General features: G+C 66.8%; 18 protein-coding genes, 1 pseudogene and 1 other annotated feature. Of the genes and pseudogenes, 9 read left to right on the forward strand and 10 right to left on the reverse strand.

What is annotated here, in order from left to right:
- Positions 1-312 precede the first annotated feature (312 nt).
- Complete coding sequence (locus QE363_RS06800) at positions 313-1,179, reverse strand: IS110 family transposase (RefSeq protein ID WP_309698120.1); 867 nt, start codon at positions 1,177-1,179, stop codon at positions 313-315.
- A gap of 150 nt (positions 1,180-1,329) precedes the next feature.
- Here QE363_RS06800 and QE363_RS06805 point away from each other — a divergent pair.
- Positions 1,330-2,561, forward strand: a protein-coding gene (locus tag QE363_RS06805; RefSeq protein WP_309690612.1) for an IS3 family transposase whose coding sequence is annotated in 2 segments (ribosomal slippage) — positions 1,330-1,621 and positions 1,621-2,561 — 1,233 coding nt in all. Because the reading frame shifts where the segments join, the coding sequence is not laid out codon by codon here.
- Positions 1,614-1,730 (forward strand) — a sequence feature (AL1L pseudoknot). Its footprint overlaps the gene before it by 117 nt.
- 36 nt (positions 2,562-2,597) lie before the next feature.
- Here QE363_RS06805 and QE363_RS06810 read toward each other — a convergent pair.
- Together QE363_RS06810 and QE363_RS06815 are read right to left on the reverse strand one after the other, a co-directional pair.
- Positions 2,598-3,374: a tyrosine-type recombinase/integrase gene (locus QE363_RS06810; RefSeq protein WP_405053212.1), complete on the reverse strand. Its 777-nt coding sequence runs from the start codon at positions 3,372-3,374 to the stop codon at positions 2,598-2,600.
- A 9-nt stretch (positions 3,375-3,383) separates the two neighbouring features.
- Positions 3,384-3,809, reverse strand: a complete 426-nt coding sequence (locus QE363_RS06815) for an Arm DNA-binding domain-containing protein (RefSeq protein ID WP_309693480.1) — start codon at positions 3,807-3,809, stop codon at positions 3,384-3,386.
- Between the two features lie 476 nt (positions 3,810-4,285).
- Between QE363_RS06815 and QE363_RS06820 the strand changes: the two genes are divergently transcribed.
- On the forward strand, positions 4,286-5,092 hold the full coding sequence (locus QE363_RS06820) for a transporter (protein ID WP_309693482.1): 807 nt from the start codon (positions 4,286-4,288) through the stop codon (positions 5,090-5,092).
- Positions 5,093-5,131: 39 nt separating this feature from the next.
- Here the strand turns inward: QE363_RS06820 and QE363_RS06825 are convergent, their stop codons facing one another.
- A complete protein-coding gene (locus QE363_RS06825) occupies positions 5,132-5,725 on the reverse strand; it encodes a TetR/AcrR family transcriptional regulator (RefSeq protein ID WP_309693485.1) in 594 nt (197 codons plus the stop codon).
- A 101-nt stretch (positions 5,726-5,826) separates the two neighbouring features.
- Here QE363_RS06825 and QE363_RS06830 point away from each other — a divergent pair, with 101 nt between their 5' ends.
- From QE363_RS06830 to QE363_RS06840, 3 genes are read left to right on the forward strand one after another with little or no spacing between them, the layout of a single operon-like run.
- Positions 5,827-7,023, forward strand: coding sequence for an efflux RND transporter periplasmic adaptor subunit (locus QE363_RS06830; RefSeq protein WP_307103829.1), 1,197 nt, complete (start codon positions 5,827-5,829; stop codon positions 7,021-7,023).
- A gap of 6 nt (positions 7,024-7,029) precedes the next feature.
- Positions 7,030-10,233 (forward strand): efflux RND transporter permease subunit, encoded by a 3,204-nt coding sequence (locus QE363_RS06835; RefSeq protein ID WP_309693489.1) that lies wholly within the window; start codon positions 7,030-7,032, stop codon positions 10,231-10,233.
- A gap of 3 nt (positions 10,234-10,236) precedes the next feature.
- Complete coding sequence (locus QE363_RS06840) at positions 10,237-11,751, forward strand: efflux transporter outer membrane subunit (protein ID WP_405053167.1); 1,515 nt, start codon at positions 10,237-10,239, stop codon at positions 11,749-11,751.
- 19 nt (positions 11,752-11,770) lie between these two features.
- Here QE363_RS06840 and QE363_RS06845 read toward each other — a convergent pair whose 3' ends face one another.
- Positions 11,771-12,355: a transcriptional regulator gene (locus tag QE363_RS06845; protein WP_309693492.1), complete on the reverse strand. Its 585-nt coding sequence runs from the start codon at positions 12,353-12,355 to the stop codon at positions 11,771-11,773.
- Positions 12,352-12,744, reverse strand: coding sequence for a hypothetical protein (locus QE363_RS06850; protein ID WP_309693495.1), 393 nt, complete (start codon positions 12,742-12,744; stop codon positions 12,352-12,354). Before QE363_RS06850 ends, QE363_RS06845 begins: the two co-directional genes overlap by 4 nt.
- Before the next feature lie 113 nt (positions 12,745-12,857).
- On the opposite strand from QE363_RS06850, the gene QE363_RS06855 reads away from it, so the two are divergent.
- From QE363_RS06855 to QE363_RS06865, 3 genes are all read left to right on the forward strand, one after another.
- On the forward strand, positions 12,858-13,103 hold the full coding sequence (locus QE363_RS06855; RefSeq protein ID WP_309693498.1) for a hypothetical protein: 246 nt from the start codon (positions 12,858-12,860) through the stop codon (positions 13,101-13,103).
- 123 nt (positions 13,104-13,226) lie between these two features.
- On the forward strand, positions 13,227-13,391 hold the full coding sequence (locus QE363_RS06860; RefSeq protein WP_309693501.1) for a hypothetical protein: 165 nt from the start codon (positions 13,227-13,229) through the stop codon (positions 13,389-13,391).
- 52 nt (positions 13,392-13,443) lie between these two features.
- Positions 13,444-13,812 carry a DUF4440 domain-containing protein gene (locus QE363_RS06865; protein ID WP_309693504.1) on the forward strand — a complete coding sequence of 123 codons (369 nt, stop codon included), beginning with the start codon at positions 13,444-13,446 and terminating at the stop codon, positions 13,810-13,812.
- Positions 13,813-13,870: 58 nt separating this feature from the next.
- Here QE363_RS06865 and QE363_RS06870 read toward each other — a convergent pair whose 3' ends face one another.
- The 4 genes from QE363_RS06870 to QE363_RS06885 form a co-directional block, all read right to left on the reverse strand.
- Entirely contained in the window at positions 13,871-14,470 is a 600-nt protein-coding gene (locus QE363_RS06870; protein WP_309693507.1) for a phosphatase PAP2 family protein, read from the reverse strand.
- Between the two features lie 80 nt (positions 14,471-14,550).
- Positions 14,551-16,128, reverse strand: a complete 1,578-nt coding sequence (locus tag QE363_RS06875; protein ID WP_309693509.1) for a porin — start codon at positions 16,126-16,128, stop codon at positions 14,551-14,553.
- 103 nt (positions 16,129-16,231) lie between these two features.
- On the reverse strand, positions 16,232-17,569 hold the full coding sequence (locus QE363_RS06880) for an MFS transporter (RefSeq protein WP_309693511.1): 1,338 nt from the start codon (positions 17,567-17,569) through the stop codon (positions 16,232-16,234).
- On the reverse strand, positions 17,566-18,378 hold the full coding sequence (locus QE363_RS06885; protein WP_309693514.1) for a substrate-binding domain-containing protein: 813 nt from the start codon (positions 18,376-18,378) through the stop codon (positions 17,566-17,568). The genes QE363_RS06880 and QE363_RS06885 overlap by 4 nt, the downstream gene beginning before the upstream one ends.
- Positions 18,379-18,607: 229 nt before the next feature.
- Between QE363_RS06885 and QE363_RS19695 the strand changes: the two are divergent.
- Positions 18,608-18,703: pseudogene (locus QE363_RS19695) on the forward strand (hypothetical protein); the annotation flags it as partial.
- Between the last annotated feature and the right edge of the window lie 61 nt (positions 18,704-18,764).

Raw genomic sequence — 18,764 nt, forward strand, 5'->3', positions numbered from 1 at the left:
CAGTCAGCAACCGGCCCAGTTCCAGCCGCCCGGCGCGCGTGAACGAACGACCTCTGTGGACGCCCCTTCGGATGCAAGCGGTAAATCGGGGTAGATCGGCACGTAGTCGGATGCTGTCATCTGTCCGGCCTCGATGAGCAGCGCCATAGCTGCGGGCCAGTATGGGAGTTCGCGGACCGGAACCACATCAGCTTTCCGCGCTTGGGTAGCGCTCGGCCATTCCCTGGTTCTTCCGGCCCCGTCTCGCCGACCGTTGTGCCATACCCTCCTTCGACCGCCTACGTCCCCGACGCCTCTGGCCGCTGTCCCGGGTTACGCCGCGACCGCTGCCGGAGCCCTGTAATCCTCGTTTTTGGTCATGACCGCCCAGGCGATGCGCGCCATCTTGTTGGCCAGCGTCACCGAGACGAGCATGCGCGGTTTGCGTGCCAGCATCCGCTCCAGCCAGGACCCTGCCGGCGCGCCGCGCACGGTTGCCTGCCTGACGATCGAGCTGCCGCCGATGATGAGCAACCGCCGGATGGTGCGTTCTCCCATCTTCGAGATCCGGCCAAGCTTCTGCCGGCCGCCCGTCGAGTGCTGGAGCGGCGCAAGGCCGAGCCAGGCGGCGAAATCGCGGCCCTTGGTGAAGGTCTCGACCGGCGGCGCGAGAGCGACGATTGCGGTGGCGGCAATCGGGCCGATGCCGGGGATGGTCATCAGACGGCGCGCTACCTCATCCTCGTGGGCACGCTTGGCGATCTCCTTGTCGAGGTCAGCGATACGGTCATCGAGTCCGGCAAGCATGTCGGCCATGACGCGCAGCATGGCCAGCGCCGCCTCGGGTAGCGACGATGCCATCTCCTCCTCGTCGAGAAGGTCGGCGAGCATGGTGACCTGCGCCAAGCCGCGCGGTGCAACCCAGCCGAATTCAGCGAGGTGGCCACGCAATGCGTTGACCAGTTGCGTGCGCTGCCGAACCACGAGGTCGCGGGTCCGGAACACCATGCCGGCCGCCTGCTGCTCCTCGCTCTTGATCGCCACGAAGCGCATGCCCGGACGCTGCACCGCTTCGCAGATCGCCTCGGCATCGACCGCGTCGTTCTTGTGCCGCTTCACGAACGGCTTCACGTAAGCTGGCGGGATCAGTCGCACCTCATGGCCCATCTGTGGACGCCCCTTCGGATGCAAGCGGTAAATCGGGGTAGATCGGCACGTAGTCGGATGCTGTCATCTGTCCGGCCTCGATGAGCAGCGCCATAGCTGCGGGCCAGTATGGGAGTTCGCGGACCGGAACCAATGAACCGCGCCGGGTTTGTCGGAGGCCCCAACTCCTGAGAGGAAGGGGCTATGACGAGCAAGACGACGAACAAGTTTTCGCCTGAGGTGCGCGCGCGTGCGGTGCGGATGGTGCTGGACCATGAGAAGGATCACCCGTCGCGCTGGGCAGCGGTGGTATCGATCGCGGCGAAGATCGGATGTGCAGGCCAGACGCTGCACGAGTGGGTGAAGAAGGCCGAGATCGACAGTGGCGCCCGCGCCGGGGTGCCGAGCGATGTTGCCGCCCGGATGAAGGCGCTGGAACGCGAGAACCGCGAGCTGCGCCAGGCCAACGAGATCCTGCGTAAGGCGTCGGCGTATTTTGCGATGGCGGAGCTCGACCGCCGAGTGAAGTGATGGTGTCGTTCATCGACGCGCATCGCAAGGCGTACGGGGTCGAGCCGATCTGCCGGGTCCTGCCGATCGCCCCGTCCACCTATCATGCTCATGCAGCCAGGAGGATTGAGCCGACCAGACGGTCGGCTCGGGTTCGGCGTGACGATGCGCTCGGACCGGAGGTGCGCCGCGTGTTCGAGGAGAACTTCCGCGTCTACGGCGTGCGCAAGGTCTGGCGGCAACTGCGACGCGAAGGGTTCGACGTCGCTCGCTGCACTGTTGCCCGCCTGATGCGGGCGATGGGTCTGGCCGGCGTGATGCGCGGCAAGCCGGTGCGCACCACTGTCGGCGACAGGACGGCCCTATGCCCGCTCGACCGGGTGAACCGGCAGTTCCGCGCGCCAGCACCGAACATGCTGTGGGTATCGGACTTCACCTACGTCGCGACCTGGGCGGGGTTCGTCTACGTGGCGTTCGTCATCGACACCTACGCCCGCCGGATCGTTGGCTGGCGCGCCAGTCGGAGCGCACATGCCGGCTTCGTCTTGGATGCGCTCGAGCAGGCGCTACATGACCGACGGCCGATGCGGGGTGGCGGCCTCGTCCACCATTCCGACCGCGGCAGCCAGTACGTGTCCATCAAGTACACCGAGCGCCTGGCCGAAGCGGGCATCGAGCCGTCAGTCGGCAGCGTCGGCGACAGCTATGACAACGCTTTGGCGGAAACCATCAACGGCCTCTACAAGGCCGAGGTGATCTACCGCCGCGGGCCGTGGCGAAGCTTCGAGGCGGTCGAGTACGCCACGCTGGAATGGGTGGACTGGTTCAATCATCGCCGGCTGCTCGAGCCTATCGGCAACATTCCGCCCGCCGAGGCCGAAGAGCAATACTATGCTGCCGCGAACATCGTCGATATGTCAGCGTGACTCACATCCAACGGCCTCCGGCAAACCCGGCGCGGTTCACACCCGCCGCTTCAAGAACGCGTTGCGACGTCGATAAGCGCGCCGGACTTCGCTGCCTACCTGATGGGCCAATGACTGTTCGATTAGTGCGTCGGGGAAATCGGTCATGTCGCCCATATAATCGCTGAACGCGCTTCGCATCCCATGTACGGTGAAATGGCCGAGTTCCATCCGCCTCAGCACCATGGTCATCGCCATCTGTGACAGTGGCATGTCCTTCTTCTCTCCCGGAAAGACATACTGACCTGATACTGGGTTGTTCGAACCGGCCATCGCCTTCAATAAATCGATCGCGGTCGTTGATAGGGGAATGGCATGCTCAACCTCCATCTTCATGCGCTCCTTGGGGATCGTCCAAGTTCCAGTGTCGAGATCGACTTCACCCCATGTCATCTTGAGCGTTTCGTTCGTCCGCGTGGCGCAGAGGATCGTGAGTTCGAGGGCGCGTGCCGCGACTGCGTTCCGAGTGCGCAATTGAGCGTAGAAAGACGGAAGGTCCTCAAACGGCATCGCCGCATGATGCTTCACTCTCGACTTGCGGCGCTGCGCCGGCAGGCGGTGAATGAGATTGCCACGCCAACGAGCCGGATTCTCCCAAGGGCCAGGAATGTGCTTGGCTGCCTTTGCAGCATCAAGGATGGTTTCGATCCGGCTACGTACCCGGCTCGCGGTTTCTGGCTTTTCCTGCCAGATCGGTAACAATATGCTCGCCACGTCGTCTGCGATTATCTCATTGACAGGCATGCCGAGAATATTGCCTGCATAAGTGTTGATGCTGTTGCGTCATTGCTGGCGGTGCTTTGCATTCTTCCAACCGCTTTCGTGAATATTGATGTAGTTCGATGCGAATTCCTTGAACGTCGGCACAGTCGATGCCTCGGAATTGCGCTTGGCCTGAGCATCGGTCGTACCGTCCGGTTCTGCGGTGTTATCGACTTCGGATGTTGTCCGGGCGGCGATTGGATCAAGGCCCTGCGCAATCAGCGTCCGCGCCTTCTCAGCTTCTTGGCGGGCCTGAGCGAGAGGCACGTCGGCAACAGAGCCGAGGCCCATCTCCCGGGTCCGCTTATCTCGCTGCCAGATGAGAACCCAACGGCGGGAGCCGTCCTTGCAGACGCGTAGCCATAGGCCGCCGCCATCGCCATATTTGCCGGGCTCTTTGACTGTCTCGACGCGACGTGCCGAGAGCTTGTGAATCGCGCGGCCCATTCGAATCCTCCATTCTCCGCCGAACTCCCGCAACCCAAGTTGCAACCCAAGTTTGGCGCCGGATCGAGGCGAATGACCGTGGACCAATCAGAACCGCGACGGAAAGCGCTACACAAAAACCCGCGTGTTCATAAGGGTTTCATACCATTTTTCGGCTGTCCGCTCAAATGCTAAGAATGGGCAATACGAATCCCTGCCTCTCCGCCATATCTCGCTGATTTCAACCAAGGCGTTGAAACCCGGGCCCCCCGCTCACATCGATGGCCATTCCTGATCCGGTTCTCATCGACCGATCGTGAACGCTCTCGCGAACTGGCCGATGATGCCCTCGCCAGCGCGGCAGAGGCTGACGGCCATCGAACCGCCGAAATTCCGTTAAGCGCGACGCGGCCGCTCGCCCGGAAGGGCTTTGGCGTTGCAAGGTGCAGTCAAGCCGGTGCAATGCTTTCCGATCAGATAGTTAGCGGGGGGCGTCAATGGTGAGGGTGATAGGCTTGGCGCTGAGTGCGGCGGTCCTGACGATGGGGGCTCCCGCCCTTGCCGAAGACGAACCGCGCTTCTGCCCCACCAGGCCGAACCTTGGCGGATCGAGTTGCACGACCGAGCCGGGGCGCGTCCATGTCGAGCTGTCGGCGCTGGACTGGCAGCGCGACGACCCGGCGGATCAGCGCGAGGACCGTATCGTCACGGCGGACATCCTGGCCCGTCTGGGTATCGGGAAGAATAGCGAGGTGCAGCTCGACTGGGTCGGCTATGGCCGGAATCGGACGCGCGACAAGGCGGCGGGCACGGTGGATACCGTCACGGGCATCGGTGATGTGACCTTCGCGATCCGCCAGCATCTGGCCGGGGACAAGCAAAAGCCCTTCTCGGCGGGCGTGCAGGCGTTCGTGACCGCCGCGACGGGGCGTTATCCGGTCGGTGCGGGCGCCTGGTCGACGGGTATCATCGTCCCCGTCCAATATGAGCTGACCAAGAAGGTCGCGATCGCCGTGACGGCCGAGGCCGATGCCGCGGCGAACCAGTCCGGCATGGGACGGCATTTGGCCTATAGCGAGATTGCCGGCCTGCGCTACAAGTTCACCGAGCGGGTCACCGCGACCGCGGAACTGTCGCTGGAACGCGACGACGAACCCGATGGGCACGAGACGCTGGCGCTGGCCGCCCTGTCGGCCGCGTGGCGTCCGACCAAGGTCGTGCAGCTCGACATTCTGGCATCGGCGGGCCTGAACCATGCCGCGCCGGGCTTGCGCCTCGTAACCGGCGGCGCGATCCTCTTTTGAGCGGCGCGGGCCGAGGCTGTGGCCTGTTTCGCGCCGATGTCAGGGGCGCGCGCCGTCGATCAGGCACGCAATGAGCTTGTCACTGGCGGGCTTTACATTCTCCTGATGGAGCGTCCTGGCGCAGACGGAGCCCAGCGAAATGACCATGAAGGCCTGGGCCAGCGTGTAATGCTCGCTCTTGACCGAGTCGCTGCCCATCAGGCCCGCAAAGGCGCGGCTGATATTCTCCGACGCGCGCTCGCGCACGTCGAGGAAGATGGCCCTGATCCGATCGTTCCGCGCCGCTTCCGCCGCGATCTCGAGGAACAGCCGGTCTCCGGCTTCGTCCTTGCGGGACGGTGTCCCCACCAGCCACGCGATGATCCCGTCGCGGTCCTTCGTCGCCAGCGCCCTGTTCAGCGTCTTCTGGTCGGCGAACCGTTCGCAGTCGGCCGCCACGATGGCCGCGATGATGTCCTCCTTCGACGGAAAGTCGCGGTACAGCTGTTGAACTGCGACGCCCGATTCCTTGGCGATCGCGGCGATTCCCGTGGCGTGAAAGCCATTTTCGACGAACAGGCGACGCGCCACCTCCTTGATATTGTGCCGGCGCAATTCGGCACGGGTGGGAGGTGGGCACTGGGTATTCAACACGTTGGGACCTCTCTTAAGGATGTTGACGCACTCGACCGGCGGGTCTAACGACACCGTTTGTGAGTGATCGCTCTCATACAATTTAGCAAGCGGGAAATGATATGTCCTCCAATCGGCTGATGGGTCGTGTGTTGGCATCCGGAGCCTTGCTCGCACTGGCCGCTTGCGGTGCCGGTAGCAAGCAACAGCAGCAGCAGGCTGCCCAGGGACCGGCGCCGGTCGGTTATGTGGTGGCGAGCGAGCAGCCTGTCACCCTGACGACCGAGTTGCCCGGTCGAACCACCGCATTCGAAACCTCGGATGTCCGCCCCCAGGTCAACGGCCTGATCACCCAGAGGCTGTTCGTCGAGGGCGACATGGTCCGTCAGGGCCAGCCGCTCTACCGTATCGACCCGGCGCCCTATCAGGCCCAGGTGGCCAGCGCGCGTGCCGCGCTGACCCGTGCACGCGCAGGGATCGCGTCCAGCGCCGCGCTGGCCCGCCGCTATGGCGAGCTGGTCAAGATCAACGCGATCGCCCGCCAGGAGTTCGAGAACGCCCAGACGAGCGCGGCGCAGGCTCAGGCCGATGTCGCCGCGCAACAGGCCGCGCTGCGCACCGCGGAGATCGACCTGGCCCGTACCACCATCCGGGCGCCGATCACCGGGAGGATCGGCCGTTCGGTGTTCACCACCGGCGCGCTGGTGTCCGCATCACAGGCCAATGCGCTGGCCACCATCCAGCGGCTCGACCCGATCTATGTCGATATCCAGGAGCCGAGCGCCGAACTGCTGAAGCTGCGGCAGCAGATCATGAGCGGCCAGCTGACCCGCGACGGCAATGCCCGCGTCAAGCTGACGCTGGAGGACGGCAGCGAATATGGTCCCCAGGGCACGCTGCGCTTCGCCGACGTCACCGTCGACCCGACGACGGGCTCGCAGGTGATCCGCGCGCTGTTCCCCAACCCCAACGGCCTGTTGCTGCCCGGCATGTTCGTGCGTGCGTCGCTGGTCGAGGGAACGCGGTCGAACGCCTTCCTGGTGCCGCAACGCGCCGTCAGCCGCGACGAAAAGGGGCAGGCGACGGTGATGGTGATCGGCGCGGGCAACAAGGTCGAGGTGCGGACGCTCCAGACCGGCCGCTCGATCGGCGACAACTGGCTGGTCAACAGCGGGCTGAAGGCCGGGGACAAGATCATCGTCGAAGGCGGCATGCTGCTGCGGCCGGGCATGCCCGTCCAGGGCAAGCCATGGAACCCCAATGCCAAGCCCGCCGGCGCGCCGTCGCCAGCGGGCCAGGCACAGGCACAGGCGAAGTAAACGGCCATGGCACGCTATTTCATCGATCGCCCGATCTTCGCCTATGTGCTGGCGGTGATGGTCGTCATCGCCGGCTTCCTGTCGCTGCGCACGCTGCCCATTTCCCAGTTCCCGGCGATCGCGCCGCCTGCGGTGTCGATCACGGCCAATTATCCGGGCGCCGACGCCCAGACGCTGGAGAACACGACCACCCAGATCATCGAGCAGCAGATGAAGGGGATCGATCACCTTCGCTACTTCTCGTCCTCCTCGTCCTCGGCGGGCAGCGTGACGATCACGCTGACCTTCGAACAGGGGACCGATCCCGACATCGCGCAGGTGCAGGTCCAGAACAAGCTGCAGGCGGCGACCCCGCTTCTGCCGCAGGAGGTCCAGCGCCAGGGCATCATCGTCGCCAAGGCGACGCAGAACTTCCTGTTGTTCGTCAGCCTCTATTCGGAAAACGGCAAGCACAACGCGGACGACCTGTCCGATATCGTCGCCTCGCGGATCGCCGATCCGCTGTCGCGCGTCACGGGTGTCGGCGATACGATGATCCTGGGATCGCAATATGCGATGCGCATCTGGGTCGATCCGATCAAGCTGAACAATTATGCGCTGACCATGGCGGACGTGACCAATGCGGTCACGGCGCAGAACGCGCAGGTCTCGGCGGGCCAGATCGGCGCGCAGCCCGCGCCCAAGGAACAGATGCTCAACGCGACCGTGTCGGTCTCGTCGCGGCTGACCACCCCTGAGCAGTTCGCGAAGATCCGCCTGAAGAGCAACACCGACGGTTCGATCGTCCGGCTGGGCGACGTCGCGCGTGTCGAGATCGGCGCGGAAAACTACGCCTTCTCGTCGCAGTGGAACGGCAAGCCCGCCTCTGGCATCGGCATCAAGCTGGCGCCCGGCGCCAATGCGCTCGACACCGTCGCGGCAGTCAAGGCGCGGGTGAACGAACTGGCCAAGCAGTTCCCGCCCGACGTCAAGGTCATCTACCCCTATGACACGTCGCCCTTCGTGCGGCTGTCGATCGAGCAGGTGATCGAGACGCTGGTCGAGGCGGTCGTGCTCGTCTTCCTCGTGATGTTCCTCTTCCTCCAGAATTTCCGCGCCACGCTGATCCCGACGATCGCGGTGCCGGTCGTGCTGATGGGCACGTTCGGGGTGCTGGCGGCGTTCGGTTATTCGATCAACACGCTGACCCTGTTCGGTATGGTGCTGGCCATCGGCCTGCTGGTCGACGACGCGATCGTCGTCGTCGAGAATGTCGAACGCCTGATCACCACCGAGCATCTGTCGCCCAAGGAGGCGGCGCGCAAATCGATGGACGAGATCACCGGCGCGCTGATCGGCATCGCGGCGGTGCTGTCCGCCGTGTTCCTGCCGATGGCGTTCTTCGGCGGATCGACGGGGGTCATTTATCGCCAGTTCTCGATCACGATCGTGTCGGCGATGGCGCTGTCGGTCGCGGTCGCGCTGATCCTGACGCCCGCGCTGTGCGCCACGATCCTGAAGCCGCATGACCCGAACAAGGGGCAGGGGAACGGCCCGCTGGCGCGCTTCTTCCGCTGGTTCAACGACCGGTTCGACCGTGGTCGCGACCGCTATGAAAAGGGCGCACGCTCGACCGCGCGGCGCTGGGGCCGGTCGCTGATCGCCTATGCGCTGATCGTCGCGGGCATGGCTTTCCTGTTCATGCGGTTGCCGAGCGGCTTCCTTCCCGACGAGGATCAGGGCGTGATGATCGCGTTGGTCCAGGGGCCTCCGGGGGCGACCAGCGCGCGGACCCAGAAGGGGCTCGACCTTGTTCGCGACCATTTCCTGAGCGATGCGGGCAGCGCCATTCGCGGTGTCTACACGATCAACGGGTTCAGCTTTGCGGGACAGGGCCAGAATAGCGGCATCGCCTTCATCCCGATGAAGGAATGGAAGGACCGCCCCGGCGCCGAGAACAAGGCGCAGGCGATCATTGGCCGTGCGATGGGGGCCTTCTCGCGTTACAGCGACGGCCTGATCTTCGCGGTCATCCCGCCCGCGGTGCAGGAACTGGGCAACGCCACCGGCTTCGACATGCAGTTGGTGGACGAAGGCGGCATCGGGCACGAAAGGCTGCTGGCGGCGCGCAACCAGCTGCTGGGCATGGCGTCGCAGAACAAGCTGCTGGTCGGCGTGCGCCCCAACGCGCTCGACGATGCGCCGCAGCTCAAGGTCAATGTCGACCAGGACAAGGCGGGTGCGCTGGGTCTCGACCTGTCGACCGTCAACAACACGATCGCCACGGCCTGGGGTGGTGCCTATGTGAACGACTTCATCGACCGGGGCCGCGTGAAGCGCGTCTATATCCAGGCCGATTCCGCCTATCGCATGGCGCCCGAGGATATCGGCGACCTCTATGTGCGGGGGGCCACGGGTACGATGGCGCCGTTCACCGCCTTCTCCACCGTCGCATGGCATCAGGGGCCGATGCAGCTCACCCGCTATAACGGCCAGCCCTCGATGGAAATCCTGGGCCAGGCCGCGCCGGGCGTGTCGTCGGGCGCCGCGATCAAGGCGATGGAGGAGATGCAGGCCAAGCTGCCGCCGGGCACCCGGCTCGACTGGACGGGCCTCAGCTATGAGGAGCAGTTGTCCGGCGGCCAGGCGCCTGCGCTCTACGGGCTGTCGCTGCTGATCGTCTTCCTGTGCCTTGCGGCGCTCTATGAAAGCTGGTCGGTGCCGATCTCGGTCATGCTGGTCGTGCCGCTGGGCGTGGTCGGTGCGCTGCTCGCCGCGCTGATCACCGGCCTGAACAACGACATCTATCTGCAGGTCGGCCTGATCACCACGATCGGCGTGTCGGCGAAGAACGCGATCCTGATCGTCGAGTTCGCCGAGGAGAAGATGCGGGAGGGGCTGAATGCGTTCGACGCGGCGATCGAAGCCGCCAAGCTGCGCCTGCGTCCGATCCTGATGACCAGCCTGGCCTTCATCTTCGGCGTGTTCCCGCTGGCGATCGCCGACGGCGCGGGCGCGGGCGGTCAGAACGCCATCGGTCGCGCGGTGGTCGGCGGCATGCTGTCGGCGACGGTCCTGGCGATCTTCTTCGTGCCGATGTTCTTCGTCGTCGTCATGCGGCTGTTCGATCGCAAGAAGGGCGAAATGCCGCCGGGCGATGCGCAGCCGCACGAAGGCGGCAGGCCCCATGATGGCGAGCAGAACCCGCCGACCGTGCCGCAGGGAGTTTGAATCGTGATCCATTCCAAGTTCGCGCTGGCCCTGCTGGCGGCCACGACGCTGGCCGGGTGCAATCTCGCCCCCAAATATGTCCGCCCCGTGGGAGCCGTCCCGGCGACGCTCCCCCAGGACGGCATCTATCCGGCGGCGGCATCCGACGCGCCCGACGTCACCCGGATCGGGTGGCGGGACTTCTTCACCGACGACCGGCTGCGCCAAACCATCGCGCTGGGGCTGGAGAATAATCGCGACCTGCGGATCGCCGCCGCCAACGTGCTCCAGGCCAGGGCGCAGTATCGTATCCAGCGTGCCGATCTGGTGCCGTCGACGACCCTCTCCGCCTCGGGGACCTATACCAACAACATCCAGGGCGCCTCGGGCGCGCTGGGCGGGGCGGCCGGTGGTGGAACCGGCACGGGCACAGGGTCGGGCACGGGTACCGGGACCGGCGCGGGTTCCGGCGGCACCGGACTGGGCGCCGGGGTGGGGACATCCTCGTCCAACCTCGAATTCTATTCGGTCAATGCCGGTTTCTCCGCCTTCGAACTTGATCTGTTCGGTCGTGTCCGCAACCTCAACCGGGCGGCGCTGGAGCAGTATTTCGCGACCGAGGAAGCCCAGCGCTCGACACGCATCAGCCTGATCGCCGAGATCGCGACGGCTTGGCTGACCTATGCGTCGGATCAGGATCAGCTGCGCATCTCTCAGGAGTCGCTGAAATCCTTCGAGCAATCGCTGGAACTGACGCGGGCGCAATTCCGTATCGGCGTCGCCTCGGAGCTGGAGGCGCGGCAGGCCGAGACGACCTATCAGGGCGCGCGCAATGATATCGCGGTGCTCAAGACGCGGGTGGCGCAGGACAAGAACGCGCTCGACCTGCTGGTCGGCGCGCCCGTGGCCGGCGAGCTGCTGCCGCAGGGGCTGGGCGATGCGAACGCGGCGTTGCAGGTTCTGCCCACCGGCTTGTCGTCGGACATATTGCTGCGCCGCCCCGACGTGTTGCAGGCCGAGCACCAGCTGATCGCGCAAAACGCCAATATCGGCGCGGCGCGCGCGGCGATGTTCCCCCGCATCTCGTTGACCGCGACGCTGGGCACGATCAGCACCGCGCTCAGCGGTCTCTTCGCGGGGGGCAGCTTCACCTATACCGGCGCGCCGTCGGTATCGCTGCCGCTGTTCGACGGGGGACGGCTCCGCGGCAATCTGGATGTCGCGCGGGCGCAGCAGCAGGCTGCCGTCTCGACCTATGAGAAAACCGTCCAGACCGCCTTTCGCGAGGTAGCGGATTCCCTGGCGCAGCGCGGCACCATCGACGAACAGATCGCGGCGCAGACCGCCCGCGTCGAGGCGGCCAATGTCGCGCTGAAGATTTCGGACGCGCGTTATCGGACGGGGGTCGAATCCTTCCTGACGACGCTCGATTCCCAGCGTACCGCCTATTCGGCGCAGCAGCTGCTCGTCACCACGCGCCTCAACCGGGCGAGCAACATGGTGGAACTGTATCGCTCGCTGGGCGGCGGGCTGAACTAAGCCCGATCGCCCTTCGCCTTCATCCCTTCCCCGCAAGGGGAGGAGTTGGGGCGCGGGGCGATGCCGCCACAATCGCCTGCGCCTGTTCCTGCACCCTTTGCCAGATCGCCCGTTCCTCGACCGCGTCGGCAAGGGCGCGGTGGGCGGGTGTGGTGTCCTTGGTCGCGTTGGCCCATGCGACGAGGTGCGTGACCTGCGCCTCGAGTCGATCGGGGGCCACGCTGTCGCGCAGAATCCGGATCGCCGCATCGCGCAGGGCGATGTCGGTGTCCTGCAGGCGCAGCGTGTGGCGAGGGAAGCCCGCCGCGCGGAGCAGCGCGCTCAGCCATTTGCCGTCCCAGGACGGTGCGCTGGCGAACAGCGCATGGCCGGACAGCTGCTCGACCATCTGCCGCGCGACGAAATCATGCGCCGCGCCGTCGCGGACCAGCGTCTCGCGCGACAGGCCGTGGATCCGCTCGGCGGCGGCATCCCAGTCGGTCCAGCCCGGTGCGGGCGCGATCAGATGGCTTTGCGAGCGGCCGTCCTCGAACACCCAGGCCACTTCGATGGGGTGGCTCTTGTCCGAGAGCGAGGATGCCTCGAAATCCAGGAAGACGTTCATCGCTGCGGCGCCCCCTCGGCATACCATTCGGCATAGCCGGTATTGCGGATCAAGTGGCGGTTGAGGTCGGGCGTCCCATCGTCCCACCATACCGGCCCGCGCTCACCCAGCGCGACCTTGGCGGCCTGGACCTGCGCCCGTGCGTGGCGGAGCCCGGCCTCGTCCGCCTGCGCCATTGCAGCCCGTATCGCGCGCCGGGCGTGCATCAGCGCGTCGACCAGCGCCTGCCGCTCGTCGGGGGCCAAAGCGGGGTTGGCCTTTCGCCACAACCGGCCCCGGACGACGATGTAGCGGCCGTCCGGCGTGGTCACGACGTCGCGCCCTCGGCCTCCGTCGCCGCTGGAGGCGTCGGCGACGACGACGCGCCGGGCCGGTCTGGTGCTGGTCACGCTCGCTGCCTCGACTAAAAGGTACAGGATACAGACGATCACCGGCACGGGTCGTTCCGGACGGTCGGCCCGATGATGCTTGCGGGTGGCGGCGAAAGGATTAGGCTGATCGCATGGCCGCTTTCGACGACAGCTCCGATGCCGATCTCGGCGCAGCGTGCAACCGCCTGGCGGCCTGGGTGGAGGGCTTGCCCGCAGGCGTGCTGATCGATCCGGCGTCCGAGCTGACCGAAGACGATCTGGCGCTCATCCTGCGGCGTCTCTACGCGATGCGGCATATCGGGTCGGACCCGTCGCCGGTGGAGCATGGTCCGGCCGCGAGCGCGCGGGTCTCGGTGCCGGTGACGGCGAAAAGCTGACGGCGCGGCCCGGGGCGGCGACTCCCCGGCGATTTTCCTGATCGGCGGACGGCTCCGATGGCGTGCGGGGGCGTTCTGTGACGGGGGCGACGAGATCATGTCGGCCGCCTCCGTGGAGCCGTCATGTCCGATCACCCCCAATCCTCGCCTGCGCCGCATGCCGTCCCGCCCGTCGAGCAGGCGGGGGAGGACGGAGCGCCCGTCCGTTCGGACCCGACTCCACCGGACGAGAAACCGCTGCCGGACTGCACGGACGACGAGGCCGCCGCGCTCGGCGACCTCGCCTGACCGAAGCTGTCCGGCGCACGTGCCCTTTGCTTTACAATCGGGAGTCCCCAACATGGATGATGAACGCCTCTGGAGCTTCGAGGAAAGCCTGTGGACCCAGGGCCCGGACAATTACCGGGAAAAGGTCGATGCCGAGGTCGTCATGGTGCTGCCCCGGCCGCCCTTCGTGCTGACCGGCGAGGCGGCGGTGTCGGCGGTGGCGGACACCCCCGTCTGGGACAGCGCCGAGCTGATCGAGCGGCAGGTGTCGCGTCCGCAGGAGGGGTTGATCGTCATCGGCTATCACGTCGCGGCCAGCCGGGGCGAGGAAGCCTATGAGGCCTATTGCACCTCGGTCATCCGGCGGCTCGAACATGAGGTCTGGCGCGTCGTGCAGCACCAGCAGACCCCGAAACTGAGCAAGCCGCTGGCCGAAGCCTAACGGCGATACCGGCCCGTCCGATCGCGGGGTCGCTCCTGCGATCGGACGGGCCCCGCCGTCATTCCCGGATAGGTGGCCGGTCCGGATCGGGCTCAAGCCATCGTCGCACCAGACCGATTGCGGCGTCGCTCGCCCGCTCGGCGATCAGGCCGATGGCGATCCCGGCGACGACATCCCCGGCATAATGCGTGCCGCGCGGCACCTGCACGACGGCCACCGACAAGGCCGCGCCACGCGCGCCGACCGCATGGTCGGGATAGGCCCGCGCCAGCGCCTCACCGACCGCCACCGCGCCTGCGCTATGACCGGAAGGAAAGGAATTGTCCTCGTGACGGTCGCTGTCGCCGGGGCATAGCCGAGGGTCGTCGCCGTCCTTCGGGCGCCTACGGTCGATCACGGCCTTGATCCCGCTCTTGCCCCAGGTGGCGATGGTGTGGGCGGCCAGCATCCGCAGCCCGGTCTCGGCGAGGTGCCGGTCGCGCCGGGCGAGACCTAGCAGGACCGTCGCGGCGCAGATCGTCCGCATCTGCGGCTGATCCCCGATCTCGCTGGCCGTGCCGATCACCCGCATGGGCCACGCATCGCGCTGGCCGTTGACCTTCGCCGTGATCCGGCGGTCGGCCTGTTCGACCGCCGTGACTTCGTGTTTCGCGCCCATGGTCGATCCAACACATGGATCAGTCCTTTGGCTCCGCATGCCCGCCGATCGGGCCGATGGGCGCGCAAGGACGGGAATGGTCAGAAGGCGATCTGCGCCCGGCCGATCAGGGTTCGTCCGTGATCCGACGCCCCGGCATTCTGCGCCGGATTGGCGACCGTCCAGTCGATCGCGTTCAGCTGGAGCCGGACGAAATTGTTGAGATACCAGTTGACCCCCAGCGTCAGCGCGGTGCCGCGCCCGGCGGTGGGGTTGTCGCTGTAATCCAGTTCCTCATAGCGGGTGGCCAGCTCGATCGCGCCGCGCCCGCCCGAGGTGAAGGGGTGCAGCACCTTGGGGCGGCTCCACACGCCGCCGCGCGTCAGATAGGGCGGGGTCTCGCCGGTCAGGAACCAGCCCGCCTGCACCGCCCAGGCCGACTGGTCGGTCGCCGCACCCGTGCGGCTTTCGATCCGCCGCCGGCCATATTCGCCATAAGCCCATAGCGACTTGTGGAACGTCCCCAGTTCCAGGCCATAGCCGGTGCCCGACCGCGCGCCGGTGAAGGTGCCCGGCGCGATCCGCAGATTGTCGTTGAAGAAGCCGCCGACCGCGATGCTGCGCGTCGGGCGGCTGGCATCGGCGGCGATGCGCTCGCGAAAGCCCCAGGCGCCCAGATGGACCAGCCAGTCGGCGGTCTTGACCGGGTTCCAGTGCGCCCGCGCGCCGATGGTCAGGCCATCGCTCTCGGTCCCCGGATTGTTGATGTCGTCGCCCGACAGCTGGACCCCGACATGCCAGCCATCGCCGTAAACGCGCGCCGCCGCGCCCAGCCCGAAGAAGCCGCGCACCGGGATGATCCCCTGGCCGACGAAGTTGCGCTCCAGAAAGGGGACGGAGATGGTGCCGCTCGACCCGTCCAGCCCGCGATCGTTCAGGCGGTTGCCCAGCGCGAATTCGGTCTGCTGGCCCAGGAAGCGCGTCGTCCAGGCGAGATAGGCGGATTTGATCGCCACGTCATTGTCGGCGAAATCCCCCTCCAGCAGATAGGACAAGTGGCGGCCGATCGATCCCTCGAAACCGACGCGCAGCGAGCGGGCGGTGGTCCCGGTGACGTTGCGCGCGGGCAGGCTGCTGCCGCCGGTGGTGGCCGCGTCCACCAGGATACGGCCGCGCGGGCGGAACGAGAATTTGCCGTCCGCGCTGGTGAATTCGGGCGTCCCCTTCGACCAGTCGACCTGGACGCCCTGTTTCTGCGCCTGTTCGATCCGCGCCAGCCGCGCGTCGAGCGAGGGGGGATGCGCGTCGGAGGGGAGCGACTGGCCCAGCGGCGCGGGCTGGCGGATCTGGGGCCGGGGCGGCGATGGCGAGGCGAGCTGCGGCGGCGCGGCCGGATGGGCGTCGGAGGGCAGGGGCTGGCCCAAAGGCGCGGGGCCCGGCGCGGGGCCCGTTGCTGGGTTGGCCGCGGTGGCCACCGCCCTGGGCTCCTGGGCCTCGATCGCGGCCAGCCGGGCCTCCAGCCGCGCGATCTGCGCCTGTTGCTGCTCGACCAGGCGGGTCAGGCGGGCGACATTGTCTGCGGCTCGCGCGGGAGCGTCGGGGGCTTGCGCGGGGGCGGCCTGCGCGGCGACGGGCACGGGCGCGCACAGGCCCATGGCGAGCATGGCGGCTCGGTGCATGACGGACATCCTCTCGGGGTGGGCGAGAGGCTCCGTGGCCGCCGCCTCGATGATCGCGAACGAGGGCCGCCGCGCCGCCGGGGGCGTGCGGCGGCCGAACGGGTCAGGGGGCGGTGCGGCGGCTCAGGCGCGATCCGATCAGCAGGGCGAGCAGCGAGAGCAGCGCGGCGGCGGCGCACCACGCGCCGGGGATCGCCTTGTCGCCGGTCGCGCCGATCAGCGCGGTGCTGATCGCGGGGGTGAAGCCGCCGAAGATCGCGGTGGCCAAGCTATAGGCCAGGCTGAAGCCGACGGTGCGGACATGCGCCGGGATCGCCTCGGTCAGATAGACGATGAATGCGCCGTTATAGGTGGCATAGATGGCCGCGAGCAGCAGCTCGACCGTCAGCAGCCGCCCGAAGCTGGGCGCGGCGACCAGCCAGCCCATCAGCGGATAGGCGAGCAGCGCGCCGAGCAGCGTCGCGGTGATCAGCAAGGGCTTGCGTCCGATCCGGTCGGACAGCGCGCCCATGACGGGGAGCAGGACGAAGTTGGTCACGCCGACGCACGCCGTGACGAACAGCGCGGCCCCCGGCGTCAGCGACAGCACCTTGTTGCCGAAGGTCGGGGTATAGGCGGTGATCATATAAAAGAAGACGGTCGTCATCACCGCCATCAGCGCCCCCTGCAGCACCACGCCCCAATTGCCGCCGATGGTCCGCATGATCTGCGACAGCGGCGGATGCTCTTTGCGCTTCAGGAAGACCTCGGTCTCCTCCATGTGGCGGCGGATGACGAACAGGAAGGGGATCATCACGCACCCGATGATGAACGGAATACGCCAGCCCCAGGCCTGCATCGTGACGGGATCGAGGCTGGTCGACACGATCAGGCCGATCAGCGCGGCGAAGACCACCGCCGCCTGCTGGCTGGCCGATTGCCACGAACAGAAGAAGCCCTTGCGGTTCGGCGGCGCGATCTCGTTGAGATAGACCGACACGCCGCCGACCTCGACGCCCGCCGACAGGCCCTGGACCAGTCGGCCGATCAGGATGATGACCGGGGCGGCCACGCCGATCTGCGCATAGGTGGGGGTGATGGCGATGGCGAGCGTGCCGAGCGCCATCAGGCCCAGCGTCAGGAGCAGGCCCTGGCGACGCCCATGCCGGTCGATATAGGCGCCCAGCACCAGCGCGCCGACCGGCCGCATCAGAAAGCCCGCGCCGAAGGTCATCAGCGTCAGCATCAGCGAGGCGAAGTCGCTGCCCGTGGGGAAGAACGCCTTGGAGATATAGGTGGCGTAATAGCCGAACACCATGAAGTCGAACATCTCCAGGAAGTTGCCGCTGGCAACGATGAAGATCGACTTGAACGCCGAACGGCGACGCTCGGGCGATATCGGCTCGGCCGCAGCGGCGGCGGCGGGGAAGGGGAGGGATGCGTGGGTGGAGGCGGAGGTCATGGCTTGGCCTTTTGCGACGCGGGTTCCAATCCGCTTTCGCGGATGATCGGATAGGCTTTGGGGGAGGCAAGATAGGCGATCAGCGCGCGCGCCTCCGCCTGATGCGGCGAATAGGCGACGACCCCGGCGGAGAAGGGCGTCACCTTTTGCAGCGATTCGGGGATCAGGCCGACGATGCGGATGCCCTTGACCGGCTTCAATTCGCTCAACTGCTGAAAGCCGATCTCGGCCTGGCCCTCGGCGACGATCCGGCCGACCGGGGTGGCGGGGATCATCCGGCCCTTCGGCCGGACCTGATCGGCGACGCCCAGCCGGTCGAGCAGCGTCGACTGGATATAGACGCCCGAGGCGCTGTCCGACCAGGCGACCGATCTGGCGTGGACCAGAGTCGCGCGCAGCGCGTCGGGGGTGGCGATGTCGGGGGCGGGGGCACCCGCCTTCACCGCCATCGCGATCCGGGACAAGCCCAAATCGGTGACGGTCCCGCTGGTCACGGTCCCGGCCTGTGCCAGCTTGTCGAGCCCGCTGCGGGCGAGGATCACGACATCGGCATCCTCGTGCCGCGCCAGCCGGTTGGGGATCGCCTGGGGCGTGTCGCCCATCGAGGGGCCGTGCTCGGTGACGATATGGACGCCGGTGTCGCGTTCATATTTCGCCGCCAGCGCCTGGAAGGCGGCGGTGAAGCCCCCCGAGGTCACGACATGGAGTTCGCGGACCGTCGCGGCCTTGGTCTCGCGCGCGGCGGCGGGCTGGCCCAGCGTGCCCAGACCCAGCAGCAGCGCGAGGCCCAGCGCGCCGCGCCGGGGCATCACGGTTCCTAACCTTGCAAATGGCGCTTTCATCATACCTCTCTCGGTCGGGCCCGCTCGGTTGCGGGTTCTTGTTGCGCGGCAGAGGCTTGAGCCATCATGCCTTACCCGGCACTAGGCATCAGGAGCGGTGCTTCGATCAAATGCAATGATCGGTCCGCTTGATGCGTTTTGCGCATATATCGGGAGTGGGTCGACCTTGCGCGCCTTGCGGCACCTCTATGTCCAGATGCTGATCGGCATATTTGCGGGGACCGCGATCGGCGTCCTGGCCCCGGCCTTCGGGCGCGATCTGGGGCCGCTGGGCATCGCCTTCGTCAAGGCGATGCGGATGATGGTGCCGCCGGTGCTGTTCTGCACCATCGTCGAGGGGATCGTGCGCCACG

The sequence above is a fragment of the Sphingomonas sp. SORGH_AS_0870 genome (assembly GCF_031453175.1).
In the GTDB taxonomy this organism is placed as follows: Bacteria; Pseudomonadota; Alphaproteobacteria; order Sphingomonadales; family Sphingomonadaceae; genus Sphingomonas.